Source organism: Haloarchaeobius caseinilyticus, from assembly GCF_051207395.1.
Classification (GTDB): domain Archaea; phylum Halobacteriota; class Halobacteria; order Halobacteriales; family Natrialbaceae; genus Haloarchaeobius.
On sequence record NZ_JBPJZC010000001.1, the window covers coordinates 2,088,823 to 2,114,393 of the forward strand.

The following is a 25,571-nucleotide window of genomic DNA, read 5'->3' on the forward strand; positions in this document are numbered from 1 at the left end:
TAACTCTTTTCAGACATGACTGTATTATGAAGAAATTTGTCCCCCTGGCGCTGGTCGCACTCGTCTGCCTCTCCGGGTGTGCTGGCGTCATCGGCGACGACAGCGCGTCCGCGCCGACCGAAGTCGACCCGACCGCTACCACATCTGCGCCGACCGAAGTCGACCCCGCCGACGCCGACCTCCCGCCCGGCGTCAACGAGTCAGGCGTCACAAATGCCTCCGTGCTCGTCTCGGCCCACGAGGATGCCCTGCAGCGTGAGGGATTCGTCATGCGCGGCTACTTTGTGGTGGATCCCTCGGAGCCAGGTTCGAGAAACGTGACTATCGACACCACCGTCGCTCCCGGCGGCGAGCAGTTCGAAATCGAGTCGCTCCACGTCCAGTATCCAACCGACGAGCGACGCTCTGCGGACGCGACTCGAATCGTCTCCCACATTTGGGGTAACTCGTCGACGATAGTGCGACGGTATTCGGTGAACGGCACGCCGACGAACCCACCGCGGGAGATTCGCTCCCTTAGCTTCGATAATCGGCCGACGAAAACCTTCCACTACCAGGAGGCGCTCACCTTCGGGAACCCGAACTTCACCGTCGACAACGTCGTCACCCACGACGGGCACACGTTCACGACGCTCGTCGCCGACGGGACCTTCGAGGCGAGAAATGGGACGGGGAACGTCACCGCTCGGTTCGTCGTGGACGAACGCGGCATCATCCACGAGTCGGTCATCGACTGGGATGGCGGCACCCGAAAGGTCCACCACGAGTACCAGATCGTGAAACTCGGGCCGGACCCGCCCGAGGCACCAGCCTGGACCGACGACGCCGTAGAATTGGAGACTGGCAATACCTCGGAATCTGGGACGACGACCGAATCACTGGTGAGCGCGACCGATGCATCACTCGACAGCTATCCGGTTGCAGTCCGAGCGAGCGTCGCTCGATAACGAGATTCCTGTTTTCCAGCCGACGGAGACAGATGCCACGCGGTCCAAATTTTCGTATGCGCCCGCATCTTCGACGGTATGTGATACCGGCCGGTATCTCGGACCACGAGAAAGCTTATGACTCCGAACATACGTGACTGAATTGTGAGAAAATTTGCCCTCCTGGCGCTGGTCGCACTCGTCTGTCTCTCCGGGTGTGCTGGCGTCATCGGCGACGACTCCACGTCGGCGCCAACTGAAGTCGACCCTGCCGACGCCGACCTCCCGCCCGGCGTCACCCAATCCGGTCTCGACGACCCGACGGCCCTCGTCGCCGCCCACGAGGAGACCCTGAACAGCGACGGGTTCGTCCTGCGAGGCTACTTCGAGCGAAACATCTCGGACGCAGGATATCGGAACACCACGATTCACGCGACCGTCGGCCCTGGCGGGGAACCGTTCGAAGTCGAGACACAGCAGACCCTCTCTCGTTCCGGGAAGCAGAACGAGACGGCCACACAACACGTCAGTTCCCACATCTGGGGGAACGCGTCGACCATCCTGCAACAGGTGACTGTCGGCGACGCCACGAAAACTGGACAGAAGCAGCGTCTCTCGCCAGCACGGTCCCCCACGAGAGCACCACAGTACGAGACGTATCTCACGGTTGGAAACCCGAACCTCACCGTCGAGAAGGTGGTCGAGCGTGACGGTCACACGTTCACCACGCTCGTCACTGACGAGACGATAGAAGCAGACAACGGGGTCACCGTGAACCTCAGCACCCGATTCGTCGTCGACGAGCGCGGAATCGTCCACGAAGCGGTCATCGACACGGAGGCTGACGGAGTCTCGGACCACCACGAGTACCGAATCGTCGAACTCGGGCCGGACACACCCGACGCGCCCACGTGGACCGACAACGTCTCAGAATCCGGGACGACCACGGCGTCACTGCTGAGTGCGGTGAAGACGCCGAACGACTTCTCTCGGTCCGCAGTCCGAGCGACCGTCGCTCGATAACGAATCTCCGTTTCAGTCCGCCGAAGGCAGTTTCAACAGGGCTCTATTTCTGCGACACGCTCGCGTCCTCGACGATGCGGTAGATGCCCTGTGCGAACTGTTTCATCCCGTAGTAGACACAACCAGCCCAGATGAGAAACGACGGCAAGGCCGAGACCCACGTGTCTATCGAAGAGAAGAGGACCGTCGCGATAGTCGAGCCGACGATGATGATGACAGCACCGACGAGGCCGAAGATGGCCGCCTGCTCGACTGTTTCGTCTCGAGTCATGTCACCGAACAGTTAGCGGGGCGTAATAAATTTCGTCGTCTCTCGGCCGGTGCCTACTGCCCGCCGCCTTTCGCCACGTCGGCCTCTACCATCGCGACCGAAATCGGCAGGCCGAACTCGCCGTCGTCGGTAATCGGGAACTCGACGACGGAGACGACGGCCTCGTCGTTCAGGTGTCCGTAGACGTGCGGGAACTCGTTCTCGTATTTGACCTCGGCGTCGAGTTTCGACTCGTCGATGCAGACCAGCAGGCAATCGTCGGGGAAGTCGTTCTCGGGGTGGTTGGCGACGGCTTCGACCTGTTCGGGCTTCGAACAGTGGATAAAGCCCTCGCTGTCGAGGCTGTCGGGGTGGTACGAATCCGGGTCGTCGTCCCAGTCCGCTTCGGGGACGATGTGTAAGATGAGGCCCATACTGCTGTCGTGGCGGCCGAGGCCCTAATCGCTGTCCGTCTGTCGCCGTACTCGAACGGTCCCGTCGGTCGTCACGCTGACGAGCAGGTCCTCGCGGACTTCGCGACCGTCGACTGCGCTGCCGGCTCGGTCGTTGATGACCTTCATCAGGTCAGGTGCGGTGTGGGGTACTTTCACGTCGACCTCGTCACAGGTCTCGTACACCTGTGCGGGGACGTCGTACAGGTCGGTTCCGGTCGGTACCTGTACGCGAACCGGCGCGGCCAGTGCGTCGGCGAACGCGACGGTTTCGCGTGCTTTCTCGACGTTCTCACGTGCGGTCGACTCGACGCTGGAGATGTTGGCTCGCGAGGTGCCGAGGCGGTCGGCGATGGCGGCCTGCGCGAAGCCGCGCTCGCGCAGTGCCAACACTTCTGCCTGTCGACGCGTCAGGACGCTCGCGTCGGCGTCGAAGCCAGTTTCGTCGAGTAGGATGTCTACGTCTGGCAACTCCTCGCCCATGCGCGACGGTAGGGGCCGAAATGCGAAAAATGGGTCGGACCGCGAACGCTCCAGTATGCCAGAGAGAATAGCCGAGTCGGTGGACTGTCCGTGTGTGGAAGGCGGGGTATGTCGGCCGTTACTTGCCCCAGAAGTTCTCACGACTACCGAGTCGGTCGCGGCGGCTGGACCGTCCATCCCGGCCACGGTCACTGCGGCCTCGACCGCTCGACTCGGCCCCGTCGTCCTCGTCTTCCTCTTCCATGGGGAGACGCTCGATGGGGTCAGCACGGGCGTGATTGCTGTGGACTTTCGTTATCTTGACTTTCGCACGGGCGTCGGGCAGGATGCCGTCGACCATCACGATGAAGCCATCCTCGGTCCGGCCGACGCCAGCACCGGACTCGTGGATGTCTGTCACGTCCACGACGACCTCCTCACCGGGCTTGACCGGCTGGGTCTTCAGGTCCGAGATGGGCTGGTCGTAGTTCTGGCACCACTCCATCCCGCCGCGGTCCCCGTAGTGTGCACATCCCATCCCCGCGATTCGTTCCTCGAATCGGGGGCAATCGTCCGTGAGTGGACAGTCCGGCATGGCTTCGTGTAACGAGTGCGCTGCCTAAACGCTTGCCCTTCGTGGAATCGGCCCGAACCGTTAAACGAGTCCCACGCTTGCTCTCGACACAGTTACGTTTCAGTAGATGGCAGACACCCGCCCGCAGTCTGTGGCGGTGGTGGTCGTCCTCGCGCTCGTCTGTGCGCCACTGGTCGGGGGTCCGGTGGCGGCAGACCAGCAGACAGCGGGACCCGACACCCCACCGGTGCAGCCACGGTCGGGGTTGGTGGGAGCCACGGCCGGTCCGGGGATGCACGTCACGTACGTCGTGTCGGCGCTCCCTGACGACCCCGGCCGGGTCGCAGTTCGCGCCGAGTTCGAACTCTCTTCAGCGGTGACGCGAGTCACCGCGACGTTCCCGGCCGCAGCGACACACCGAAGTGAGACTGGCTTCGAGCCGGTTCAGAACGAGTCGAGCCCGACAGACCTGCGCTGGGGCGGTGACGACCCGACCCCGACCGTCTCCTATCGTGTCGACGCGAGATTGGTCGCCCACGGCGGCGTCGAGTCCGTCGATACGCGAGAGTGGTCGTTCCTCTCCGAACGTGCCGTCGGACTCGCCGACGTGAACTGGTGGTATCGTGGACCCAGACCGCCGAGTTCGCGGACTTTCGCCCTCGCACCCGGAGTCGACGGTGTCGCCGGCGACGACGTGGCACTGCTCGGCGAGACCACGGTCAGCGAGCGGCAGATTTCTGGACACACGTTCCGACTGGTGGTCGCAGACGCGGCTGCAGCGGAACCGTCGCAGGCGGCCACCGCCGACCAGTTGGCCTCGCTCGCCGAGTCGTTCGAGGGCTTCGGTCGCTCGGCCGAGCGGACGACGGTGTTCGTGCCACCAGCCCGGATTCGCCAGGGTGGTCTGGCGACGGTTCGCCACGGCCCCGAGCGTGAACTCTGGGTCCGCGGCGGCCCGGAGACGCTCGCCCACGAATTCGTCCACACTCGCCAGTCTTTCCGACCGGTGCGAGGCCGCAACGGCCCGGCGATGACGTGGCTCCTCGAAGGGATGGGGGACTACTACGCCAGCCTCCACGAACTCCGGCAGGGCCGACTCGACTACGCGACGTTCCGCCAGCGAACGACCACCGACAAACATGCCGACGCGGTGCTGACCGACGAATCGACGTGGGCTGGCGGTGCGGTCGCGTACGCGAAAGGTCGTCGGGTCGTCGCCGCCCTCGACGCGAAACTGCGGGTCGAGACTGGCGGCCAGCGGAGTTTCCGCGACGTGTGGCGTCGCATGAACGCACACGAGGGCCGAGTGTCGTACGCCGACTTCTGCCGGATGGTCAGCGAAGTCGCCGAGGCAGGTGCCCGAGACGGCGGACCGAGCGTCGAGTCGAGTCCGAGTCCGACTGCCGAACCGACCGACTTCGACGCGTGGCTCGACCGCTACGTCCGTGGCGACGAGGCACCGTCGGTGCCCAACCGGCCGTTCATGCTCGTCGTCGACCAGTCGGCCGACCCGGACGGTGATGGTCGGTCGAACGCTGCGGAACGCCGCGATGGGCAGCACCCGTTCGCTACCGGCCCAGCACCGGTTCTCGCCGAAGAAGCCGCGGCCGTCGTCACGTATCTCAGCTTCGACGACGTGTCGGTCGCGGGCGGTCCATCACCCTCGGACGGTCGGATGGCTGGAGAGGAACCGGTCGAAACGGCCGCAGACACTGGGCAGACCTCACCGACCGCAGCCTCACCGGATCTCGCCCTTCCATCACCGTCTCTCGGGCCTGAATCGGTCACGAGCGCCGCCGTCGTCTCGATTATCGCGGCGGCCATCGTCTGCGGGCTGTTCGGTCGGCGTCTCGTCTGGCAGTGAGAGGTCGTTCGTCGCCGGGAAGCTGACGCCTGCAGCACACGGCACGCGAGACGCTGGCCGGGTCGCCGCAGGCGACACTGTTTCACCACTGCCGCCCTCACCACCGGGTATGAGTCGCCGGGTTCCCGAAGTCGCCATCGTCGTCGGCGTCCTCCTCTCGCTCACGTGGCTGGTGTTTCCGCCACTCGTCGGAGAGTACGAACTCCTCACAGAGCCAGTGCCGTTTCTCGGCTACGTGACCGTCGCCGTCGCACTCTGTTACCCGTTCGCGGCCTACACCTGCTGGCGAGCCGAAGACCCGGACGACACCCTCTTGCCGCGGCCGATTCTCGCCGTCGCTGCTGTAATCGGTGCTGGCTGCGCCGTGGTCGGGGCAGTCGGCGGTGCGCCACTGCTTGGCCTCGTCGTGGGGCTGCTCGTCGTGGTTCCACCGGCCGCCTACGCGCTGGCGTACCACGCTATCTCGCCGCCGCCGCAACCGACGCTCGCCGCCGGGGCCGCCCTCGCCGTCGCGGCAGTCACTGCAGGCCTCGTCGTCGGCCAGCCATACAGAGCGGGACTCGTCGCGGTGCTCGCGTTCGTCCCGGCACTGGCCGCGTTCGACCGACTGGCAGGGAATCGACTCCCTGCACAGGTGGTCATCGGCGGGACCGCACTCGCCACGCTCGTCGTGTCCGGTGTCGCCCTCGCACTGGCGAGTCCGCTGGCACACATGCTGGCAGCGGGGCTCACGGTCGCGTTCGGCGGGCTAATCGCGGTCCGAATCGTCGGTGAGAAGGGACGGTCGGTCGTGTAATCTCGGGGAATCTCGGAAAAACGGTCGCTATCTCGACTGGAAACGGTGCCCTTCGCGGGTTACGCCAGCGGCGTGCGCTCGACGACCTGTCCGTCGTAGGTCGGATACTGCTCGACGATTTCGCCGTCGTCGAGGTCGCCTTCCTGTATCATCTCTTCGAGCAGCCACCACGCGACCTCGACGTGGTTCGACTTCGCGGTGTAGAACTCCTCGGGCACGCCCAACGCCTCGAATACGTCGGCGTCGGTGTACGTCTTCCCGTAGACGAGCGTCCCGTCGTCGGTCACGTCGTCGAACTCGCGCCGGACGTTCTGCGCCATGCGCTTCAGGCGACGACGGTGCTGGGCGGCGTCCTTGAAGACGGAGGTACAGAAGTACACCTGCGGGTGCTCGCCCATGACCTCCAGAATCTCGTCTCGGTCGCCGTCGACCGCGGACATGTGGCCTTCCTTCAACTCGAAGCCCTTCTCCTGCATCCGGCGGTAGTTCCCGTCGGACATCTCGAACTCGTTCACGTTGCAGAAGTCCGCCGCGCCCTCGTCGAGGAAGTCGAGGAACTCGGTCTCGGGGCGGATGCCCGGAATCTCGAACGCAGGCGTCAGGCCTTCTTCGCGGGCGATGTAGAGTATCTCCTCCCACTCGGTGCCGTGCATATCGCCCCAGAGTTCCAGCGGCGGGTGGAAACGAATCTCGTCCAGTCCCGCTTCGGAGAGGCGGCGCATGTTCTCGCGCCCACCGGGAATGCCGGTGTAGAGGTGCGTGTGGTGGTCCTCGCCGAACTCGTCTTTGAGCAGCGAGAGATAGTGACACGTTCGGTCCATCGCCTCCTGCGGTTCGCCGCCCGTGATGGACGTGCCGAGGGCATCCATGCGCTTGGCCTCGGTGATGACGTCCTCGTCGGACTCGACGAGGCGTTCGTTCGCGTACACGTCGGTGACGTTCTTGCGGTTCTCCCCGAGCGGGCAGTAGAAGCAGTCGCGCTGGTCACAGTAGCCGTAGACGAACATGACCATCTTCCCGCCCTTGGCGCACTGTTCGCAGCCCTTCGAAATCATTCGTTGTACAGGATAACCACGTGGAGCGGGAAAAAGCGTGCGAAACTGGTTACGGCCTGTATCGAGTCACATGGTACGATTTCACGGTGTTGAGACAACCGTTATGTTTCTCTCCCTGTACGGTTCCGTATGAGCCATCTGCGACCCGGCGAACAGCTAGTGGGTGCGTACCTCGATGTCGTCGAAGAGTGTGACCTCGTCTCGTACAACCAACGCTCCAGAGAGCAGGGGACCCAGTTCGAGTTAGACGTACTCGGAGTCCACTCAACGGACGACGCACAGACCGTCTTCGCCGCGGAAGTCGTGACACATCTCGACGGGTCGCTCTACGGTGGGACTCCGTCGTCGGAGAGATGGACGGAATTCGGAGGGCAGGCGTATCAGGCGAGCCTGGACAAAATCTGGGAGAAGTTCGAGCGAGTCGACGACTACCTGTGCACCGTCTTCGACGATGCCAGCGGGTATCGACTGCAGCTGTGGGCACCAAAGGTCAGCGAGGGCTATCTGACGGATGGACTGGCGAAGCTGGCTTCGGAATTTGAGGACGAGTACGGACGAGAAATCGAACTTATCGTGAACGACGAGTATTCGGACCGAATCGAAACACTGGAGACAAAGGCTGCGGCGACGACCAAGGACTTCGGACAACCTGCGTTTCGCTACCTGCAGATTCTGAATAATTTGCAGTAGCGGCAGCACCGTCTCTACTTCCTGTAACTACGGCTATCTAGGCAACTGATTCGTCTCGACCACGGCGGCGAACTCACCGGTCAGGCATCACTTCGACACGATGGCCCTCCTCGGCGGAGCGGTGCCCGCTCGTCGCATCGCGACGAACCTGTCTTCTGGGCATAACGTTTAGATGGATCCCACGAGTCGGTACGTCGAAGATGCAACCCCCACTCCCGGTGCTGGTCGCGGGTGGCTTCCTCGTCGCCGTCGTTCGGGCGCGGCTGAGCGACCCGGCGGACCTCGGAAGCAGACTCGGCGGTTCGTACGAACAGCGCGACTACCGCACTGGCCACGGTGAGGACTTCGACGGCGATGGAATCGGTGACCAGACCGGTCCGAATTCGGTCGACATGTCGGACGGTAGCTACGGCACAGACGACGTAGACGAGACGAGACGAAAGACGTGGAACGATAGCGGTGTCGAGTGAACCGGGTCGCGTCAGTTGTCGCCACCGACCAACTCGTGGGTCGGCAGGACCGCCGCGAACTCACCCGACAGATGCGCCAAGGCGGCGCGATGACTCTCCTCGGCCGAGAGGTGCCCGCCGCCGGGAATCGCTCGGTCGAACGTCGCCGTCGCGTCCGAAACGAGTGCAGGTGAAAACCCGAGGTTCTCGGCCATCCGGGTCGTCGTCGAGACGCAGTGGTCGGTGGTGAACCCACACAAAACGAGGCGGCCATGCGGGGTGTCGCGGAGCCACGATTCGAGGTCGGTGCCGATGAACGCGCTGTTGACGTTTTTCGAGAACACCGGTTCGCCGTCCTCGGGGCCGAGACCCTCGATGAACTCGTTGCCCGGTTCGTCCGGGGCGAGCGGTGACCCTGATTCGGTCGAATCGTGCTTCGCGTGCGCGACCGGCCAGCCGCGTTCGCGCCAGGTCGAGAGCAGTCGCTCGATGTTCGTCTCTGCATCCAGGGTCGACCGCGCTTCGCCCCAGTGTGGGTCGTCGAAGCCACACTGGGCGTCGACGACGAGCAGGACATCGGGCGTTTCGTCGGTTTCTGTCCTCGTCATTCTCGAATCTCCAGCGGGCACTCGCCGAGTTCCTCCTCACCGTCTGGGAGCATGTACTGGGTCCACTCGTGGCTCTCGTCGTCTTCCCACTCGCCGAGGTGGGCGTGCGGGCAGACGGCGTCGTAGTCCTCCAGTCGGCCCTGAATAATCTCGCGGGCGCGCTCGCCGGCCTCGGTGTCGCCGGTCACGCCGTCGAACACGGCGCGAGGCTGAATCGTGACTTCCAGTCCGTGCGGGTTGTGTCGGCTGTGTCGCCGGCCGTAGCTCGGGGCGCGGGCGGTCGGGAAGATGGGGACGCCACCGAAGCAGAACTCGAACTGGTGGTGGTCCGGGTCGTTCGGAAACTCCTCGGGCCACGGTTCGGGGTCGGTGTCGTGGAGATGCTGGAGCACGTCCCAGTACTGCCGGTGCCACTCATCTTCCGAGAGTTCGGCTCCATCGTGCTGGAAGAAGGCGACGAGTGAGGCTCGTGGCGCGTGGTGTTCGTACGTCTGGAGGTACGCGAGTAGCACGTCGCGGAAGGCGTCGAGCGACTCGTCGTCGAGGCCGGGGACGAAGGTATACAGCGCCCAGCCCCTCTCCTCGGAGTCGACGCCGAAGTAGCACGGGAACGGCGTCCCGTCTCGTTCGCCGAGCATCGCACTCCGGAACTCGTCGTAGTGTTCGACGGCCCAGTCTGGCAGGGTGCCCGCGTCGAGTCGGTCGTGCAGTCGCTCCTGGTCGAACAGGCGCGTGACGCTCGTTCCCGTCAGCTGGTCCGTTCCGCCGGTGACGGCCCGCTGGCTCATGGCTGTGAGTTGGACTCGGTCGGCTTGTACCTGTCGAGGACTGGCCTCCCTATGGCGGCCCACGCGTTGGTCTCCATCCCCCGCTCACGAGGGCGTGTGGCGCGGTACCGCGGGTGTCGAAAACGCAGGTGCCGAAGCCTTAAACGGGCGCGAATCATAGCCAGCGATATGCAGCACGTGAAGATTCCGCAGGACCGCATCGGCGTGCTCATCGGTGAGGGCGGTGAGACGATGCGACGGATCGAAAACCGTGCCGGTGTCAGACTCGACATCGACTCGGAGAACGGCTCTGTCGCAGTCGATCAGGTGGGCGACCCCATCGACGCGCTGAAAGGTCCGGACATCGTCCAGGCCATTGGTCGTGGGTTCCCCCCCGAAGAGGCGCTGACGCTACTCGACGACGAGATGCGTATGTTCGACCTCATCGACATCGACGCCGCTGCTCGGAACAAGTCCGACCTGAAGCGCAAGAAGGGCCGACTCATCGGTGAGAACGGCCGGACTCGCCAGCTGATGGAAGAACTGACCGGCGCGAGCGTCGTCATCTACGGCTCGACGATGGGCGTCATCGGTGGTCCACAGGAGGTCCAAATCGTCCGCGAGGCCGCGGAACGATTGCTCGACGGCGCACCCCACGGTTCTGTCTACTCGTTCCTCGAGCGCAAGCACAACGAACTGAAGCGCAAGGGGATGGACTACCACCGGTTCTCCGGTGGGAGCTAATCGGCTAGTCCGCCTCTCGTCGCACCGAAACCACCAGACTGCACGCCGATGCACCGTTCTTTCGTCGCCGCCCGCGAGTCGAATCGCTCGTTGAATCGCGCGATTTTCCGCGTGTTCGCCACTGGCTCGAAGTAGTATATAAAGGTGGTGTGTCGCAGTGTCTCATACTCCCCGAGGAGTACGCCACAGGGCACCTTCTGCAGCAACCTCCGGTAGTTTTATATAGAAGCACAAACAATCCATCGAGTGACCATGGCGCAGCAAATGGGCAACCAGCCCCTCATCGTTCTCTCCGAGGACAGCCAGCGAACATCCGGACGTGACGCACAGTCGATGAACATCACGGCCGGCAAGGCCGTGGCCGAGGCCGTACGGACAACACTCGGCCCGAAAGGCATGGACAAGATGCTCGTCGATTCGTCGGGCGAAGTCGTCGTCACGAACGACGGCGTCACCATCCTGAAGGAGATGGACATCGAGCACCCGGCGGCGAACATGATCGTCGAAGTCGCCCAGACCCAGGAGGAAGAGGTCGGCGACGGGACGACCTCCGCCGTCGTCGTCGCGGGTGAACTCCTGAAGAAGGCCGAGGAACTCCTCGAGCAGGACATCCACGCGACCACCCTCGCCAACGGGTACCGCCAGGCCGCAGAGAAGGCCAAGGAAGTCCTCGACGACGCCGCCATCGACGTCGACGAGGACGACCGCGACTACCTCGAGAAGATCGCCGCCACGGCGATGACGGGCAAGGGCGCAGAGTCCGCGAAGGACACGCTCGCCACGCTCGTCGTCGACGCGGTCCTCGCCGTACAGGACGAGGACGGCATCGACGCCGACAACATCAAAATCGAGAAGCTCGTCGGCGGCTCTATCGAGAACTCCGAACTCGTCGACGGTGTCCTCCTCGACAAGACGCGCGTCCACGACAACATGCCGTACTTCGTCGAAGACGCGAAGGTCGCCGTCCTCGACGACGCACTCGAAGTGCGCGAGACGGAAATCGACGCAGAGGTCAACGTCACTGACCCCGACCAGCTTCAGCAGTTCCTCGACCAGGAAGAGAAGCAGCTCAAGGAGATGGTCGACAAGCTCGTCGACGCTGGTGTCGACGCAGTGTTCGTCGGTGACGGCATCGACGACATGGCCCAGCACTACCTCGCCAAGGAAGGCATCCTCGCGGTCCGCCGCGTGAAGGACTCCGACGCGAAGCGCATCGCCCGCGCGACCGGCGCACGCGTCATCTCGAACGTCGACGACATCGAGGACGACGACCTCGGCTTCGCCGGCAACATCAGCCAGCAGGACGTCGGTGGCTCCGAGCAGATCCTCATCGAGGACGTCGAGGACGCGAAGTCCGTCACGCTCCTCCTCCGCGGCGGCACGGAACACGTCGTCGACGAAGTCGAGCGCGCAATCGACGACTCGCTCGGCGTGGTCCGCGCGACCATCGAGGACGGCACCGTCCTCCCCGGCGGCGGCGCACCCGAAATCGAACTCGCACTCGAACTCCGCGACTTCGCCGACTCCGTCGGTGGCCGCGAGCAGCTCGCCGTCGAGGCGTTCGCTGACGCGCTCGAAGTCATCCCGCGCACCCTCGCCGAGAACGCGGGTCTCGACTCCATCGACAGCCTCGTCGAACTCCGCTCGCGCCACGACGGCGGCGAGTACGCGGCCGGTCTCGACGCCTACACCGGCGACGTCATCGACATGGAGGAAGAAGGCGTCGTCGAGCCGCTCCGTGTGAAGACGCAGGCAATCGAGAGCGCGACCGAGGCAGCCGTCATGCTGCTGCGCATCGACGACGTCATCGCCGCGGGCGACCTCTCCGGCGGTCAGGTCGACCCCGACGACGGCGGCGACGGCGGCCCGCCGGCAGGCGGCCCCGGCGGTATGGGCGGCATGGGCGGCATGGGCGGTATGGGCGGTATGGGCGGCGCGATGTGAAGTTCGGTTAGCTAGCTCACACCCCCAACACCCGATTCCCGCACCGCACACCGACCGATTTCGTTCTTTTGTTCGAGGCTACGTCGAGTAGCGGTGGCGCAATTCTCCAGACCAGTCGGTGGTTCGTCACCAGTACTCGTACGACCGACAAGACAGCCCCAACACTCTCGGAATCCATAATATCGAGATGTACAAAGCATTTACCCCTGGTTCCAAATAGGGCAGTCGTGCAACGCCGCCGTACCTACCTCGCTGCAGTCGGTACCGCCATCGCGACAGCTGGTTGTTTCGGATTCGGAGGGTCGAACGAGGACGACGATTCCGGTCCCGACGGCCAGGCCGAGATTACTGGAACGGATACCACCACCGACTCCGATGTCCAGTCGTTCGGCGACCCGCTCTCCGCCGGCGACGCGGAAGTGACGCTCTCGAAGCCGGCTGTGCAGGACTCGTACTTCGCGCAGCTCGCACAGGATACGATCGGCGTCATGGCCGTCGACGGGATGCGGTTCGTCTTCGTCGCAGTCGAGTCGACTGGCGACACCGCCCCCGAACTCGACGACTTCTCACTCGAAGCGGGCGACTACTCGGGCCGTGGCTGGACGGCATACGAGTCGGTCACGCCGGCGCGAAACCCGACCGGCGACGGTCCATACGACCCGGAAAGCGGGAGTGGCTGGCTCGGATTCGCCGTTCCCGCACCGCTGCAGGAAGACCACGTCATCTCGCTCTCCGTTGGCGGCGAGACCGTCCGTACTCGGCTGCCCGACTCGGCTGGGAAGGCGCTCGAATCGCCGGTCGCCGAGTTCGAGATAACGAACTTCTCGGTTCCCGAATCGGCATCCTCGGGTGACACCGTCAGCGTCTCACTCGACGTGAAGAACTCGAACGACACGGCTGGCGTCTTCCACGGTGCGTTGAACGCGCCGGAGACGAAGCTTCTGAACCTCGAATTCGAAGCCGGTGCCTCCACGACGTGGGAGGGTGAACTCACGGCGGAGGCGAACGACGAAGAGAACAACGAGATGGACCTCGTGCTCTACGCTGTCGGTGCTCGCGAGAAGGCCAGCGTCTCGCTCGGCGACGCCTGACGGTTCCGACCTGCGTTCTGTTGCTGACGTGATTTTGCGTGTCTACGGTCGTCGCCGAGTTCGGCACTGGCGAAGTCGTCGAACTGCCGGCGACACGCTGTGTCCGGTCGCGCAGGAGAAACAGTCGTTTCAGTTTGTAGAACGTACTTGGTGAACAGGTTGGTAGAGGCCATGCGAGTCCCCGACTCGGTCCCAGCTAGCGACGCGATTCCAGTCTCTGCCAGACTCTCGAATCAGGGTGGGTTCGGGACCTTCAGAGCCGCACTCAACCGCTTCGGACAGCCGATGGACGACTGGTTCCCCGTGGTGGTCGAGTTCGCCAGGGAGAAGCCTCCGGCAATCGACTGGACGGGCGCACTGCCCCACGAGGCGGCAGCCGGCGAGGAGGTCTCGTTCGAATTCGTCACCGCGTCCGAGTCTCAGGAGTTCACCGTCGCCGTCGAAGCGTGACCAGCCCAGTACGCGACGACGTGACGGTGAAACCGACTTTTGAGTCTGAAAAAGCCATTTACCTGTTTACCCGCTGGTATGAGATATGCAACGCCGCCGTACCCTCCTCGCAACGCTCGGCGCGGCAGTCGCCACTGCGGGCTGTTTCACGGGCGACGACGGTCCCCCGACGGACACGAGTCGACGCGAGACCGACTCGCGCGACACGCAGTCCGAGACGAGAGACTCGGGCACGACCGGGACGACGCCGGACCAGTCCCCACAACCGTTCTCCGAACCACTCGACGTCGGTGATTCGAGCATCCAGCTCACAGGCCCGGTCGTCCAGCACTCGTTCTTCCACCGGCTCACTCCAGACTCGCTCGGGGTCACCGGCGCACCCACGGACCACCAGTTCCTGTTCATCGGCGTCGGAATCGAGAGCGAGCCTCGACCCGGCGCGTCCGAGTTCACGGTCACGACGGACGAGACGACTGCGACGGCGTGGCGGTCGTTCGAGAACCAGCGCGTGGCCGACCTCGGCGTCGCGAACGGTGACTACCCGTACTCGGCAGACGGCGAGGACGGCTGGCTCGGCTTCGACCTACCGGCCCCGCTCTCCGGTGAGCCGCGGTTGGAGATTTCGGTCAATGATGGCAGTGCGGCGACGAGTCTGCCCCAAGGGACGGTGGCCTCGCTGGGGTCGCCACCGCCCTCGTTCACGTTCGACGAACTGTCGTACCCGGAAGAGGTCGAGTCAGGCGAACCGATTCGGGTCCGGACGACCGTGACGAACGAGGGTGCGGGTGCGGGTACGTTCCGTGCGGTCGTCAACCAGACTGGCCCGACGAACGCACCGCACACGAACGTGACACCGCTCGAACCGGGGCAGTCCGCGCCGTGGGAAGTGAGCTTCGGTGCACAGGGGGCCGACCGCGTGACGTTCCGGTTCCGCAGTGCCGACACGGCGTCTGAACACGAGGTCCAGGTCGGGTCGGGCGGGACGACGACTGTCTGAGTCGCTCAGGTCGAATCTTCTTCGGTACTCGAATCGCACGGTGGCCAGCCGACCGGCTGGAGATACGGCCGCTTGCTCTCCTGTGCGATGTCGTCCCACGGGACCCGGCCCTCGTCCACGATGTGGTCCGGGTCGAGTGCGGCGTCACGCAACACCGTGTTCGCGGTGAACCCCGGGATGCGGAGACTGTGCCCTTCGCCCGCTTCCGGTGGACCGCCGGCACACGGGTCGGGAATCGGTTCGAACCCGTTCGGTGCACCGACGACGATGCGGCCGACGTGGCCGAATATCTCGTGCGGGCCACAGAAGTAGTCGTAGACGCCGGCTTCTTCGAAGCGGTACAGCCAGTACCCACCGGTCGGCATCACCGGCGACGAAAAGGGTGGCACGCCGTCGGGGACGCGAGCTTTGTAGCCGAACCCTGGGTGGTACCCAGAGACGGTGTGATGGCCCGTGACGAAGTCGAACTTTACGACGTCGCCGGAGTCGATGGCGAGTCCAGTCGGACAGAAGTAGAACTCCGGTATCGGCATCCCCTCGCGTGGTCGAATCAGGACCTCGACGGTCGCGTCGGGTTCTACGGGCGGTTCGACCTCGCCAGAGGCGGCCGGGAAGCCGTAGGTGGGGTCGATGTCGGCGTCGGCCGTGTCGTCGGTCGTGGTGAACAGTTGCCCTGCGGTTCAAGCCGAGCCGACACCGGCAGTCGCGGCGAGTGCGGTTCCGGTGAGGGCGGTTCGAAGGACGGTCCGTCGGTCGAGTCCAGGCTGCGTATCGCGTTCGTCTTCGTTCGTGGTGGGTGACACCAATCCTCTCGTCTCGTGGTCGAAGATTAGTTAGATTTCTGGCAAAATGCGCGATATCGACAACCTACCCCCGCTAACGACTCGTTTGTCGGTGTCTGCAACAGTGCTTCGACGAATAACCCGGAGTTGGAATGTCGACGAATTTCTGACAGCAGTCGAGAACCGGACGAATCGGCACCGATTTCCGAACGACGGTGGCCGTGACCGGCCCTTCCGGTTCGGTTAAGTGGTCACCGGCAAAATTCGCGGACGATGCAGACGCTTCTCCTGAGCAGTGACGACGTGGACGAGAACGCCCAGATGCCGGACGTCATCCGGGCAGTCGAAGACGCGTTCGCGGCGTACGAGCGCGGGAACGCACAGATGCCGGCGAAGTCGTACATCGACCTGCCGCAGTACGACGGTGACTTCCGGTCGATGCCCGCCTACCTCATGGCGGACGACTGGGACGCCGCCGGCATCAAGTGGGTCAACGTCCACCCGAACAACCCCGAGGACTTCGACCTGCCCACCGTGATGGGGACGATGATCTACTCTGACCCCGAGACTGCGTTCCCGCTGGCCATCATGGACGGGACCGAACTCACGATGAAGCGGACCGGCGCGGCCGCCGCCGTCGCCACCGACTACCTCGCCGTTTCCGACGCCTCCTCGCTCGGTATCGTCGGTGCTGGCGTCCAGTCCTACACGCAACTCGACGCCATCTCACAGGTCAGAGACATCGAGACCGTCGTCGTCAGCGACGTGAACGACGAGGCCGTCCAGCGCTTCATCGACCGCTACGACGACGACTTCGACGTTCGGTCGGGGTCCATCGCCGAGGCCGCGTCCTGTGACGTGCTCTCGACGGTGACGCCGGTCGAGACGCCCATCGTCTCCGCCGACGACCTCGGTGAGCACACCCACGTCAACGCCATGGGTGCCGACGCCGAGGGGAAGCACGAACTCGCCGACGAGGTTCTCTTGAACGCGAAACTGGTCATCGACGACTACGACCAGACCACCCACTCCGGCGAAATCAACGTCCCGTTCCACGAGGGCACCCTCACCGACGACGACATCTACGGCGAAATCGGGCAAATCGTCACGGGCGTCATCGACGGTCGGACCGACGACGACGGCGTCACCGTCTTCGACTCCACCGGCCTCGCGATTCAGGACGTGGCGACCGCTCACGTCGTCTACGAACACGCCGACGAGAACGACAACGGCACGCCGTTCGACCTGCTCGGCCTGCACTGAATCATCTCGTGCGGTAACATTCAGTGTTCGAACGCCGTCGATGAGTGTTGGCACCTAAGACAATGTGTCGGAATTTTGATTAAAAGAAAATGGCGAATATAGACGTAAATACAAGATTAAGCACACGCAGTTGGTCTTTGAGTCCTACCAATTTCTTCGTTATTTCTTTCATTCTATTTCTCCATCTCCGAATAGGAGAATCAATAGAACTTTTATTGGAGTGAGAAGGATGATGCTAGCATGCAAGCAGGAGTTATGGCTTGGGTCCACGGGGAATTTGATGAATTGTCGTCCCAGAATTCAGTACATACACAAGACGGGATGGAGTTTTCGCAATCCTTGCAGATTGAACGAACAACTTATTTAGAAGATGGACGGCCAGTTTTTCATGGCCGAGCAGCAATCGAAGTTATTGAAGAATACGAACAAGGCCATATCGACGATGAAACCGGTGCAATCGAGACTATGACCCGAGGTGAGCGTAAGTGCAAGTCGACACATTTCTTAGTCATTCCTGACACACTTATGGTCGTTGAGAGTGGTGACGGCGACTTCGCATTTGAACTGATCCGCGATGCACTTCCTGGAGTCAGGGTTCGTAGAGCTACGATCGATTTAAACGAGTTTGCTGAACGTTATTATCGCAGCGAAGGTGTCGACCCATGGCAGGTTGGATTCTTTGGGAACTCCGGACAGGCTGAAAAGGGTGTCGTCTACGGTGAGGACGTCTTCGATGATACAGAAATTGGGGAATTATTGTCAAGCTGTCAGCTGAATCAGCTCGGACTTCGATATGAAGTCGATGGAGTTTCGATGAAGGTGACGATTGCTAGGAGTGGATACGTTGAAGTGTATTTACCCACCGGGTTAGATGGTAACGAGTTCGCTCAATACCTCTGTGATGAACTTGATGAATTTGTAGTGAAGTCGGAGTAAAGAACGTGTTTGATTCAAGGGTCCCGCTCGCTACGTTTCTTCGATGGTCCACCTCTCTAGTGAAAACTGGAATACGGCTTGTTAGCAAACTTTGGAATTGGGTGTGGAACCAACTAGAACCTTACATTGGATTTATTGCAGTTGCAATTACATTACTCGGGTTTGCGTGGTACTCCTGGAAAACAACCCCCCCTCTGACTCCGAATCAAGGGGCAAGCCTCACGCTTCTAGATATCTTGAAAGTATTTGGCTCATTGCTCCTTTCGGCTCTCCTTTTTTGGCTATATCATCGAATGGCAGGAATTCAGGAAAAACAGACCACGATTATGAATGCAGAACTAAGGCCAGTTTTACGGATTCCTGACTGGGAATCGAAAAAAGACCAGATTAAATTTACTATTGAGAACGTTGGGAATGGTATCGCAGAGAATCCGGAGGTTCTAGTTCACCTACTGTGTTACAATTCATTTGGAAAGAAGGAATATTGTCCGAGATGTCCTGTTGAGAAAAACCAATTAGTGACTGTTCAGGACGAGACACCGGCGATTCTTTCCCCCACCGATGGCAACAGTCAGCACACTGTAGGGACAGAAATTTATCTATCCTCTTGTCAAAATTCTAGCTTGGACCGAGCATTCTCAGAAGTCCTTTCAGAAATTTCTGCAGAAAAAGACTTCGATAATCTTTACTACCAAATCGAAATTGGGTATGATCATTCCATGGCAGAGTTAGAACGTGGCCATCTCTTTCTTCGCCCACGCCGAGCATCTCTTACCGGGCCCAAGTCTTTCGAAGAACTCCACCAACGGAGTTCTAATATTAGCACGGATTTCTCCCGGTTCACTATAGACGATGGGTACCCATTTCGGAAGGAGGGAACCCACTATTTCGAAAGAAGTGAGCGCTAACCCCAATTCTCAATGGCCTTTCCACTGCGATAAATTATTTTGTGCGATACAGTACTATCGTGGCTTAGAATCAGTAACCAGTATCGAGTGCGATTTTCACTTGAAGACGGTTCACAACAGCGCTCCCTTCTTCGAATGCAACGGACAGTGTTTCAGTTGAGACTCCACGAAACTTACCCTTAGTTTCCACACGGAGGGCAATCTGTTTATATTCTCTATCTGTCTTGAGATCAAAATAGGCGGTAGTTCGATCAAAAGAATATGAAAAAGAGTCTTCATCATACGCTGGCTTTACTATGATTGGATTAGGGCATTCGATGCGGACGCACCGCTCCCTAGGGTTGTATACAGTCAGTGTTGCCCTCCCTGACCCGTTTTCAAGCATCAAGATGTCCCCAGTCGCGTATTCATTTCCTTCCTCGTTTTTTGCAACAAGGGTTGCAGACGAGGAACGGTCAACTGAGTGCCGAAGATGATTTCCAGTTTCGAGAACTCCAACTAAAAGAACGGGAACGACAGCCATCAGAACAGCCGTGACAAATGGTTGGCTATCTATTCTTCCTACCCAACCAAAAAATGAGAAAGTAATTGGAAGAACTGCAAGACGATCGCCCAACCACAGAAAACCACCAATGATAATAGCGAAGACTGCTGTTATCCTCGTGTAATTAAGGGCAGCCTGTAGGCGAACTTGTTCAATTGAGGAACGTGCAGATAACACAATCTCAAGAGGTCGACTTCAGTGCGGCCTCGAACTGCTGGAGTACGTACTCACGCAGTGTAGAGTTGTCAGTCCTTATATGGAGCTGGTCGTCACTGTAAACGACCGTTGTTTCTTTTTGTTCTCCTCTATCATAGTAGCTAAAACGGAGCTTTGCCCGGTCTATCGGGTATTCATCAAGTTTAGTCTGGCCATTCTCTGTGATTTGGATTGTTGAACCGTCGGGCTTAATGGCACGAACATCAATCCAAACATCTGCTCTCTTAATAAACTCTCGAATTGACTCTAACTCAGGGTAAAAATCGTCTTGAATTATATTGCCAGGGCCACCTGATAGCTCGGCAAGGTACTCTCGGAACCGTTTGAAGATCGTCTTTGGTCGTGGTCGGTCGTCTGACGAGTTGAGAATTACAAGCCCTGAATGGATGCGGAGCTCAATTGACCCACTTGCAGTCGTTGGGGAACCGAAAAGTGGTTCAGACTCGTAGGTGAAAGAGTAGACTTGTTTTTCGACTTCATCAAATGGGGAGTCATCCAGTAGCACTTCATGTTCGCTAGGAGCTTCAAGCTCAAACTCAATCTCCGCTAAAGTGCCGATTTCACCGTCTGTGGCCTCTACTAGTCCTATATTGCGGACTTTCCGGACACTGTCGACACTCATCTGTAGTCCCTCGCATCGAGAGATGAGGGTTCAGGAAGCATACGAGTTGTGGTACCCTACTAATACTAATTAATTTCCGTGCTCGTGGCTTCCCCAAATTAAGTCGTATTCATCTGCATCCTCTTCTCGAAGGTCTGCATACTCGGTAACCAGCTCACGAAGGGGAAAGTCAAGTTCCGCAGATTCCGGGAGATTCGCCGCTCGGCGGTGGAGTTCAGCGAACCACTCTGGGTGAACGTACTTGTCCTTTGGAATCATATCCTTCCATTCATTGTAGAGGTCAATTAGCCGCTGCATGAAGAATAATGACAGTAGCGCCCGGACCAATTTCGTATTGTTCTCAATATCATCTTCGACTTTGATATGTACTCGTCCAGTATTATACTGGGGTTGTTGGGTTCGAATATTGGCCGTAATTTCATAGCCGTGGAATGAGAATGTACCTTCCAACTCTTGGAAGTCATAATTCAGAAGAATGCCTTCAATTACTGGAAGTCCCTTTGTAATATCGTCGGACCCTCGAACTTCATTCTCCTCACCGTGGGCACTGATTGTCCCAGAAAGTGCAGCGTCGTTGAGACTCTCTATAAATACTCCATTGATCGTCCGACCTCGGTCGTACTGGTTGACAAGGTACATAAGGAATTCAGTATCGAACTCAAATGGTTTAAGTTGCACATCACCACCCCAGTTCTCTCGAAGTGATTTTACGAGATTAGAAACCTTCCCTTGACTTCCCTGAATGAACGCAAAGTCAGGGTCGTCCCAGTAAAGATATGAGTTCTTCGTTGATCGCTCCCAGCCCGAGGTTGGCTCCCCTTCAGAGTCTACCAACTCGTCAGGTTGGTCGTAAGTCTCTTGTCGATATTCCTTGGCTGCGATATCAGCCGCAACTTGATGGAGTTCTTCCTCCAGATTTTCGTACTCGTCAAGATATTCGTCGAAATCAATATCTACGAAACCGGATCGTTTGTCGCCCGGTTTTCCTCGCTCGAAAGTATTGAGCGAATCAACTACAGATCGATCGAGTTCTGAGTCGGAGATGGCCGGCGACGTTTTGTAGATCCCGTTGAATACCAATGTCCCGTCGTAATCGAACTTCTCCGGCTGTTGCATGGCCCGAGATTTCACTCGCATGGCATAAATATGTTCTACTTCGTGATGGTTGAACGGGCGATATACGCTCAGTACTTCCGGATAAATACTTCCGACTTCTACCCACCTGTACGGGAAGCGGGTCGGACACGGGACCACTGTTGAGTACCAATCCGAATCCAAGATAATCCTCATCGTGACGATGTCGGAATTTCAGGATATCCAGATGTTACCTACCACGAATCAACTCAGTCACTTTTTCGAGCGCCCAGATGAGGACGATGACCGGCAGGACAGGCAACAGCAAGAGGGCCAACAACCCGAACATCACCCAGCCGATGAGCGACATGTCGACATCACTGTGCGGTCCCGTCGGTGGGGTGACGGTCCGCAGTACCTTCTTCGGGACCGATTCCGGTGTTACGGGGGTGTCGGGAGCCGATGCTGCAGTAGCCATAGTCGTAGAGAGGGTTCGAAAACGGATAAGGTCGCGTTCGGGCGTGTCTGAGACACGCGTCAGCAGCGGTCTCAGGCGAAATGACGGCGACTACTCCTCGACTTCGAGGTCGATGCTCGGCCGGAGCGGGACCGCACCCACGTCGTGGTCGTCGGTCTCGGTCTCGACCACGATGTCGGCGTCGAACTCGCGGGCGAGGAAGGCTCGGGCGTCCTCGTAGGCGCGTTCTTCGTCGACTTCGGCGCGCTGGGCGAGGCGTTCGTCGTCGCTCTCGCGGACGAGGTCGACCAGTTCGCCGACCAGTTTGTTCACCTGATTGCCCTTCTCGCGCAGGTCGGGGTTCTGCATGACCTGTCCCATCGCGGCACCCTGGTCGCCGCCGGTCTCGCGGACGGCCGCGAAGACCTCCCACTTCCAGTCGGCGGCGGTCGTGATGCGGACCACGTCGGGCTCTGCTTCGGGGACCTCCTCGTCGGCGTTGGCCAGCGAGCGCTGGATGCCTTTGATGTCCTCGGTGAGTCGCTCGACGATAGCCTCCTCGGCGACGGCCTCGGGACTGGTGAGGCTGTCGTCGATTTCCGGCCACTCGGCGTCTTCGGCGGGCGTGCCGGTCAGGCGCTCGTGGAGTTCGTTCGCCATGAACGGCACGAACGGCGCAAGCAGGCGCAGACGTGTCTCCAGCACCTTTCGGAGCGTCCAGCGGGCACCGGCGCGGTCCGTGTCGGTCCGGCGGCGGTACCAGCGCAGGTTCTCCTCGAAGTCGTAGAACGCGGCCTGACTCGCGGCGCGGGTCTCGAAGCGGTTCATCGCCTCGGTAACGGCCGTGACCGTCTCCTGCAGCTTCGTCAGCAGCCAGCGGTCGACCTGTTCGAGGTCACGCTCGCCCTCCGTGGCGTCGATGACCTCCTCGGCGCGTCGCCAGAAGCGGTCGAGTTGGTCGCGGGTGCTCGACACTTGTTCTGCGCGCCAGTCGTAGTCCTGCCACGGTTCGGCCGAGTTCATCAGGAAGAAGCGGACGGTGTCCGCGCCGTACTTCTCGATGGCTTCCCCGGGGAGGACGACGTGGCCCTTCGAGGACGACATCTTCTCGCCTTCGAGCAGACCCATGCCCATCACGGTGATACCCTGTGGCCAGTCGGACTGGTCGAACAGTTCCGCGTGGTGGAACAGGTAGAAGGTCAGGTGGTTGTTCACCAGGTCGTTGCCGGAGCAGCGGTAGTCGACCGGGTACCAGTAGTCCCACTCCTCGCGGAGGTCGAGTGCCGTCTCGCTCGGATTCTCGACCGCCTCCTCGCCGTAGAACAGCGTGTCGAAGAACTGCTGGTCCATCTCGTCGGGGTCTACGTCCTCCAGCCGATGGGCGAACGTGTAGTACGCCATGTAGATGGTCGAGTCCGACAGCGGTTCGATGACGAAGTCCTCGTCCCACGGCAGGCGCGTACCCAGCCCGTAGTTCCGGATGCACGGCCACTCGTTCAGCCAGTCGATGGTGTGGTCGTACTGTTCGCGGGTGTTCTCCGGAATCGCGTCCAGTCCAGCGACCGCGTCGTGGGCCTTCTGCTTCCACTCGGCGTCGTTGTAGCGGAGGAACCACGTGTCCTGTTTGGCGACTTCGACGTCGCCACCACAGCGACAGACGACTTCCTCGGAGAACTCCTGCATCGTGGCGAACTCGCCCGAGTCGACGAACTGCTTCTTGAACTCGTCGCGCACGTCTTCGACGACGCCCCCGGCGTAGTCGCCGTAGGTGTCGAGCAGTTCACCGGCGCGGAACTCGGCGTTGTACAGGTCGTTCGTCACGTCGTGCAGGGCGGGGTCCTCGCTGGACGTGATACCCGCCTCTTCGACGGCGTGCTTCGCGGGAATCTCGCCGTAGCCCTCGATTGCGAGGATGGGGACCGGTTCGATGGCGGCGACCTCGTCGGGGTCGATGCCGTACTCGGTCATCTCGTCGGCGGCCTCCTTCGCCTCCTGCAGCGCCAGGTAGTCGTCCGGCGAGTGCGCCGGAACGGACATCACGACGCCGGTCGCGTTGTCGGCGTCGACGAAGCCCGCGGGCAGGACGAGTACGTCGTCGCCCGTGACCGGGTTCTCGACGTGCGTACCGACGAGGTCAGCACCAGTATACTCGTAGCGAATCTCCACCTCGTGGCCCTGCAGGTCGAGTTTTTCCGCGGCAGTCGCCGAAACGAACCAGTTTTCGCCGTCGACTTCCGCGACGACGTAGTCGGCCTCGGGGTCGACGAAGGCGTTCGTCACACCACGGACCGTCTCCGGGCGCAGGGTCGCCATCGGCACGGACACTGCGGCGTCGTCGATTTCCGCACCGAACTTGACCAGCGTGTACTCCTGGAACTCGGCGTTCTCACCCTCCAGCAGGTCGTGCGTCGTCACCGGCTGCTCCTCGTCGATGCAGTACTTGACGGGGTGCAGGCCCTTCTCCAGCAGGCCCCGCTCTTTCAGGGTGCGGTACTGCCACGCGATGAACTTCGAGTAGCGCTCGTCGTTCGTCGTGAACTCACGACGCCAGTCGACGGAGAGGCCCAGTTGCTTCATCCCCTTCTTGTAGTGCTCCTCGATGAAGTGGTGGGCGAAGCCCATCGGGGTCTCCAGGTCGGTGAGGGTGTCCTCGTCGACGTTGTACGTGTTTTTGAGGACGTCCATCTGCTTCGGTTCGCGCTTCTTCAGGCGCTCGACTGCGCCGATGATGGGTGTCCCTGTGACGTGCCATGCGATGGGGAACAGGACGTTGTCGCCCTGCTGTCGTCGGTATCGCGCGTACACGTCCGGCACGGTGTACGTGCGGGCGTGGCCGATGTGCATCCCACCGCTCGGATACGGGTAGGGGACCGTGACGAAGGTCGACTCCTCGTCGGCTTCGGGGTCGGCTTCGTACCGGCCCGCTGTGCGCCAGCGGTCCCGCCACTCGTCTTCGAGCGACTGCGGGTCGTAGGTCATGCGATGGAGTACAGCGGGACGGGGTAAAATAGCTATCAACTCGCCGCGGCGGGCGCATCGCGCCCTATCGCAATAATTGCCGCGGGGTGACACTGCGACCTGTCTGGCCCTGCTGGCCCACACGAACTAAGTCACCTCCAGCCGAGCTGCAGCTCGTGGGCGAGTTCGCACGCGCCATACAGGAGACGCTCCGCGACGAGTTACGAGCAGCGCGTCCGACGTACGACTGGTCGGTCGAGTTCCCGGTGAACGGGACGCCGGTCGACGTGGGTGGCGAGTCCGAGACGAGCGATACGCTCGTCGCCTGTGAAGTCGAGATTCGCCGGGCCGACCCGGCGAACAACACGGTCAAACTGTTTCGCTCGCTCTCCGAGGGCGTCCTCGACGACTACGACCGAATCGTCGTCTGTCAGGCCTTCACCGCGTACTACGACCTCGCCAGTGGCGGCGTGAGTACGAAGCGCGAGAACGCCGAGTTCGTCGGTCACCTCGCCGAAGACGTCTTCGAGCGGGTGACGTTCGTCCCGGTCGAGTTCGCCGTCGACCCGCCGAAACGCGGCGGCGAGTGGCCAGAACAGTGGGAAACTGCGGTGACCGAGACGGCTTCGACGGTCGCCGCGCTCCTCGAAAATCGATAACCGGTCGCCT

Annotated in this window: 29 protein-coding genes; 15 read left to right on the top strand and 14 right to left on the bottom strand. The window is 61.1% G+C overall.

The features are described from left to right. Positions 1-26: 26 nt before the first annotated feature. A complete protein-coding gene (locus tag ACSC1P_RS10965; RefSeq protein ID WP_435360191.1) occupies positions 27-947 on the top strand; it encodes a hypothetical protein in 921 nt (306 codons plus the stop codon). Positions 948-1,091: 144 nt separating this feature from the next. Further along, the gene (locus tag ACSC1P_RS10970) at positions 1,092-1,949 is read left to right on the top strand and encodes a hypothetical protein (RefSeq protein WP_435360192.1); all 858 of its coding nucleotides are present in this window, start codon (positions 1,092-1,094) and stop codon (positions 1,947-1,949) included. Positions 1,950-1,992: 43 nt separating this feature from the next. Here the strand turns inward: ACSC1P_RS10970 and ACSC1P_RS10975 are convergent, their stop codons facing one another. From ACSC1P_RS10975 to ACSC1P_RS10990, 4 genes are all read right to left on the bottom strand, one after another. Next, positions 1,993-2,220, bottom strand: a complete 228-nt coding sequence (locus tag ACSC1P_RS10975; protein WP_435360193.1) for a hypothetical protein — start codon at positions 2,218-2,220, stop codon at positions 1,993-1,995. A gap of 53 nt (positions 2,221-2,273) precedes the next feature. Continuing rightward, entirely contained in the window at positions 2,274-2,633 is a 360-nt protein-coding gene (locus ACSC1P_RS10980) for a DUF952 domain-containing protein (RefSeq protein ID WP_435360194.1), read from the bottom strand. 24 nt (positions 2,634-2,657) lie between these two features. Beyond that, positions 2,658-3,134, bottom strand: a complete 477-nt coding sequence (locus ACSC1P_RS10985) for a Tfx family DNA-binding protein (RefSeq protein ID WP_435360195.1) — start codon at positions 3,132-3,134, stop codon at positions 2,658-2,660. Positions 3,135-3,252: 118 nt separating this feature from the next. Continuing rightward, entirely contained in the window at positions 3,253-3,708 is a 456-nt protein-coding gene (locus ACSC1P_RS10990) for a TRAM domain-containing protein (protein ID WP_435360196.1), read from the bottom strand. Positions 3,709-3,814: 106 nt separating this feature from the next. Here ACSC1P_RS10990 and ACSC1P_RS10995 point away from each other — a divergent pair, with 106 nt between their 5' ends. Together ACSC1P_RS10995 and ACSC1P_RS11000 are read left to right on the top strand one after the other, a co-directional pair. Beyond that, positions 3,815-5,551, top strand: a complete 1,737-nt coding sequence (locus ACSC1P_RS10995; protein ID WP_435360197.1) for a M61 metallopeptidase family protein — start codon at positions 3,815-3,817, stop codon at positions 5,549-5,551. A 109-nt stretch (positions 5,552-5,660) separates the two neighbouring features. Next, positions 5,661-6,347: a hypothetical protein gene (locus tag ACSC1P_RS11000; protein WP_435360198.1), complete on the top strand. Its 687-nt coding sequence runs from the start codon at positions 5,661-5,663 to the stop codon at positions 6,345-6,347. Between the two features lie 59 nt (positions 6,348-6,406). On the opposite strand, the gene ACSC1P_RS11005 is transcribed toward ACSC1P_RS11000, so the two are convergent. Further along, the gene (locus ACSC1P_RS11005; RefSeq protein WP_435360199.1) at positions 6,407-7,402 is read right to left on the bottom strand and encodes a radical SAM protein; all 996 of its coding nucleotides are present in this window, start codon (positions 7,400-7,402) and stop codon (positions 6,407-6,409) included. 129 nt (positions 7,403-7,531) lie between these two features. On the opposite strand from ACSC1P_RS11005, the gene ACSC1P_RS11010 reads away from it, so the two are divergent. Next, positions 7,532-8,092 carry a hypothetical protein gene (locus tag ACSC1P_RS11010; protein WP_435360200.1) on the top strand — a complete coding sequence of 187 codons (561 nt, stop codon included), beginning with the start codon at positions 7,532-7,534 and terminating at the stop codon, positions 8,090-8,092. Positions 8,093-8,292: 200 nt separating this feature from the next. Further along, positions 8,293-8,562, top strand: a complete 270-nt coding sequence (locus ACSC1P_RS11015) for a hypothetical protein (RefSeq protein WP_435360201.1) — start codon at positions 8,293-8,295, stop codon at positions 8,560-8,562. Between the two features lie 11 nt (positions 8,563-8,573). Here the strand turns inward: ACSC1P_RS11015 and ACSC1P_RS11020 are convergent, their stop codons facing one another. Both ACSC1P_RS11020 and ACSC1P_RS11025 read right to left on the bottom strand, forming a co-directional pair. After that, positions 8,574-9,149 carry a cysteine hydrolase family protein gene (locus tag ACSC1P_RS11020; protein WP_435360202.1) on the bottom strand — a complete coding sequence of 192 codons (576 nt, stop codon included), beginning with the start codon at positions 9,147-9,149 and terminating at the stop codon, positions 8,574-8,576. Beyond that, complete coding sequence (locus tag ACSC1P_RS11025) at positions 9,146-9,901, bottom strand: YqcI/YcgG family protein (RefSeq protein ID WP_435360275.1); 756 nt, start codon at positions 9,899-9,901, stop codon at positions 9,146-9,148. Before ACSC1P_RS11025 ends, ACSC1P_RS11020 begins: the two co-directional genes overlap by 4 nt. Positions 9,902-10,105: 204 nt before the next feature. Here ACSC1P_RS11025 and ACSC1P_RS11030 point away from each other — a divergent pair, with 204 nt between their 5' ends. The 5 genes from ACSC1P_RS11030 (at position 10,106) to ACSC1P_RS11050 (ending at position 15,142) form a co-directional block, all read left to right on the top strand. Next, positions 10,106-10,660: a KH domain-containing protein gene (locus tag ACSC1P_RS11030; protein ID WP_435360203.1), complete on the top strand. Its 555-nt coding sequence runs from the start codon at positions 10,106-10,108 to the stop codon at positions 10,658-10,660. A 264-nt stretch (positions 10,661-10,924) separates the two neighbouring features. Beyond that, complete coding sequence (gene thsA, locus ACSC1P_RS11035) at positions 10,925-12,604, top strand: thermosome subunit alpha (protein ID WP_435360276.1); 1,680 nt, start codon at positions 10,925-10,927, stop codon at positions 12,602-12,604. 227 nt (positions 12,605-12,831) lie between these two features. Further along, positions 12,832-13,695 carry a hypothetical protein gene (locus ACSC1P_RS11040; RefSeq protein ID WP_435360204.1) on the top strand — a complete coding sequence of 288 codons (864 nt, stop codon included), beginning with the start codon at positions 12,832-12,834 and terminating at the stop codon, positions 13,693-13,695. Between the two features lie 171 nt (positions 13,696-13,866). After that, positions 13,867-14,145: a hypothetical protein gene (locus ACSC1P_RS11045; RefSeq protein ID WP_435360205.1), complete on the top strand. Its 279-nt coding sequence runs from the start codon at positions 13,867-13,869 to the stop codon at positions 14,143-14,145. An 85-nt stretch (positions 14,146-14,230) separates the two neighbouring features. Beyond that, positions 14,231-15,142: a hypothetical protein gene (locus ACSC1P_RS11050; protein WP_435360206.1), complete on the top strand. Its 912-nt coding sequence runs from the start codon at positions 14,231-14,233 to the stop codon at positions 15,140-15,142. 5 nt (positions 15,143-15,147) lie between these two features. Here the strand turns inward: ACSC1P_RS11050 and ACSC1P_RS11055 are convergent, their stop codons facing one another. Both ACSC1P_RS11055 and ACSC1P_RS11060 read right to left on the bottom strand, forming a co-directional pair. Next, the gene (locus tag ACSC1P_RS11055) at positions 15,148-15,675 is read right to left on the bottom strand and encodes a cupredoxin domain-containing protein (protein ID WP_435360207.1); all 528 of its coding nucleotides are present in this window, start codon (positions 15,673-15,675) and stop codon (positions 15,148-15,150) included. 147 nt (positions 15,676-15,822) lie between these two features. Next, positions 15,823-15,945, bottom strand: a complete 123-nt coding sequence (locus tag ACSC1P_RS11060; RefSeq protein WP_435360208.1) for a hypothetical protein — start codon at positions 15,943-15,945, stop codon at positions 15,823-15,825. A gap of 252 nt (positions 15,946-16,197) precedes the next feature. On the opposite strand from ACSC1P_RS11060, the gene ACSC1P_RS11065 reads away from it, so the two are divergent. The 3 genes from ACSC1P_RS11065 (at position 16,198) to ACSC1P_RS11075 (ending at position 19,031) form a co-directional block, all read left to right on the top strand. Continuing rightward, on the top strand, positions 16,198-17,187 hold the full coding sequence (locus ACSC1P_RS11065; RefSeq protein ID WP_435360209.1) for an ornithine cyclodeaminase family protein: 990 nt from the start codon (positions 16,198-16,200) through the stop codon (positions 17,185-17,187). 240 nt (positions 17,188-17,427) lie between these two features. Beyond that, on the top strand, positions 17,428-18,123 hold the full coding sequence (locus tag ACSC1P_RS11070) for a hypothetical protein (RefSeq protein ID WP_435360210.1): 696 nt from the start codon (positions 17,428-17,430) through the stop codon (positions 18,121-18,123). Positions 18,124-18,416: 293 nt separating this feature from the next. Further along, on the top strand, positions 18,417-19,031 hold the full coding sequence (locus tag ACSC1P_RS11075) for a hypothetical protein (protein ID WP_435360211.1): 615 nt from the start codon (positions 18,417-18,419) through the stop codon (positions 19,029-19,031). Positions 19,032-19,101: 70 nt separating this feature from the next. On the opposite strand, the gene ACSC1P_RS11080 is transcribed toward ACSC1P_RS11075, so the two are convergent. The 5 genes from ACSC1P_RS11080 to leuS all read right to left on the bottom strand — a co-directional run bounded on the left by ACSC1P_RS11080 (position 19,102) and on the right by leuS (position 24,923). Then, entirely contained in the window at positions 19,102-19,554 is a 453-nt protein-coding gene (locus ACSC1P_RS11080) for a hypothetical protein (RefSeq protein WP_435360212.1), read from the bottom strand. Between the two features lie 202 nt (positions 19,555-19,756). Next, entirely contained in the window at positions 19,757-20,413 is a 657-nt protein-coding gene (locus tag ACSC1P_RS11085; RefSeq protein WP_435360213.1) for a hypothetical protein, read from the bottom strand. 69 nt (positions 20,414-20,482) lie between these two features. Beyond that, positions 20,483-21,529 carry a hypothetical protein gene (locus tag ACSC1P_RS11090; RefSeq protein WP_435360214.1) on the bottom strand — a complete coding sequence of 349 codons (1,047 nt, stop codon included), beginning with the start codon at positions 21,527-21,529 and terminating at the stop codon, positions 20,483-20,485. Positions 21,530-21,737: 208 nt separating this feature from the next. Beyond that, complete coding sequence (locus ACSC1P_RS11095) at positions 21,738-21,965, bottom strand: DUF7535 family protein (RefSeq protein WP_435360215.1); 228 nt, start codon at positions 21,963-21,965, stop codon at positions 21,738-21,740. A gap of 90 nt (positions 21,966-22,055) precedes the next feature. Beyond that, positions 22,056-24,923 (bottom strand): leucine--tRNA ligase, encoded by a 2,868-nt coding sequence (leuS, locus tag ACSC1P_RS11100; protein WP_435360216.1) that lies wholly within the window; start codon positions 24,921-24,923, stop codon positions 22,056-22,058. Positions 24,924-25,078: 155 nt separating this feature from the next. On the opposite strand from leuS, the gene ACSC1P_RS11105 reads away from it, so the two are divergent. After that, positions 25,079-25,561: a hypothetical protein gene (locus ACSC1P_RS11105; protein ID WP_435360217.1), complete on the top strand. Its 483-nt coding sequence runs from the start codon at positions 25,079-25,081 to the stop codon at positions 25,559-25,561. The last annotated feature ends 10 nt before the right edge of the window (positions 25,562-25,571 follow it).

Bases quoted from the DNA above. Each gene is read 5' to 3' on its own strand.
- ACSC1P_RS10965 (WP_435360191.1), top strand. From the start codon at position 27: ATGAAGAAATTTGTCCCCCTGGCGCTGGTCGCACTCGTCTGCCTCTCC.
- ACSC1P_RS10975 (WP_435360193.1), bottom strand. From the start codon at position 2,220: ATGACTCGAGACGAAACAGTCGAGCAGGCGGCCATCTTCGGCCTCGTC.
- ACSC1P_RS10980 (WP_435360194.1), bottom strand. From the start codon at position 2,633: ATGGGCCTCATCTTACACATCGTCCCCGAAGCGGACTGGGACGACGAC.
- ACSC1P_RS10985 (WP_435360195.1), bottom strand. From the start codon at position 3,134: ATGGGCGAGGAGTTGCCAGACGTAGACATCCTACTCGACGAAACTGGC.
- ACSC1P_RS10990 (WP_435360196.1), bottom strand. From the start codon at position 3,708: ATGCCGGACTGTCCACTCACGGACGATTGCCCCCGATTCGAGGAACGA.
- ACSC1P_RS10995 (WP_435360197.1), top strand. From the start codon at position 3,815: ATGGCAGACACCCGCCCGCAGTCTGTGGCGGTGGTGGTCGTCCTCGCG.
- ACSC1P_RS11000 (WP_435360198.1), top strand. From the start codon at position 5,661: ATGAGTCGCCGGGTTCCCGAAGTCGCCATCGTCGTCGGCGTCCTCCTC.
- ACSC1P_RS11005 (WP_435360199.1), bottom strand. From the start codon at position 7,402: ATGATTTCGAAGGGCTGCGAACAGTGCGCCAAGGGCGGGAAGATGGTC.
- ACSC1P_RS11010 (WP_435360200.1), top strand. From the start codon at position 7,532: ATGAGCCATCTGCGACCCGGCGAACAGCTAGTGGGTGCGTACCTCGAT.
- ACSC1P_RS11015 (WP_435360201.1), top strand. From the start codon at position 8,293: ATGCAACCCCCACTCCCGGTGCTGGTCGCGGGTGGCTTCCTCGTCGCC.
- ACSC1P_RS11020 (WP_435360202.1), bottom strand. From the start codon at position 9,149: ATGACGAGGACAGAAACCGACGAAACGCCCGATGTCCTGCTCGTCGTC.
- ACSC1P_RS11030 (WP_435360203.1), top strand. From the start codon at position 10,106: ATGCAGCACGTGAAGATTCCGCAGGACCGCATCGGCGTGCTCATCGGT.
- thsA (WP_435360276.1), top strand. From the start codon at position 10,925: ATGGGCAACCAGCCCCTCATCGTTCTCTCCGAGGACAGCCAGCGAACA.
- ACSC1P_RS11045 (WP_435360205.1), top strand. From the start codon at position 13,867: ATGCGAGTCCCCGACTCGGTCCCAGCTAGCGACGCGATTCCAGTCTCT.
- ACSC1P_RS11050 (WP_435360206.1), top strand. From the start codon at position 14,231: ATGCAACGCCGCCGTACCCTCCTCGCAACGCTCGGCGCGGCAGTCGCC.
- ACSC1P_RS11055 (WP_435360207.1), bottom strand. From the start codon at position 15,675: ATGCCGATACCGGAGTTCTACTTCTGTCCGACTGGACTCGCCATCGAC.
- ACSC1P_RS11065 (WP_435360209.1), top strand. From the start codon at position 16,198: ATGCAGACGCTTCTCCTGAGCAGTGACGACGTGGACGAGAACGCCCAG.
- ACSC1P_RS11070 (WP_435360210.1), top strand. From the start codon at position 17,428: ATGCAAGCAGGAGTTATGGCTTGGGTCCACGGGGAATTTGATGAATTG.
- ACSC1P_RS11075 (WP_435360211.1), top strand. From the start codon at position 18,417: ATGGCAGGAATTCAGGAAAAACAGACCACGATTATGAATGCAGAACTA.
- ACSC1P_RS11080 (WP_435360212.1), bottom strand. From the start codon at position 19,554: ATGGCTGTCGTTCCCGTTCTTTTAGTTGGAGTTCTCGAAACTGGAAAT.
- ACSC1P_RS11085 (WP_435360213.1), bottom strand. From the start codon at position 20,413: ATGAGTGTCGACAGTGTCCGGAAAGTCCGCAATATAGGACTAGTAGAG.
- ACSC1P_RS11090 (WP_435360214.1), bottom strand. From the start codon at position 21,529: ATGCAACAGCCGGAGAAGTTCGATTACGACGGGACATTGGTATTCAAC.
- ACSC1P_RS11095 (WP_435360215.1), bottom strand. From the start codon at position 21,965: ATGGCTACTGCAGCATCGGCTCCCGACACCCCCGTAACACCGGAATCG.
- leuS (WP_435360216.1), bottom strand. From the start codon at position 24,923: ATGACCTACGACCCGCAGTCGCTCGAAGACGAGTGGCGGGACCGCTGG.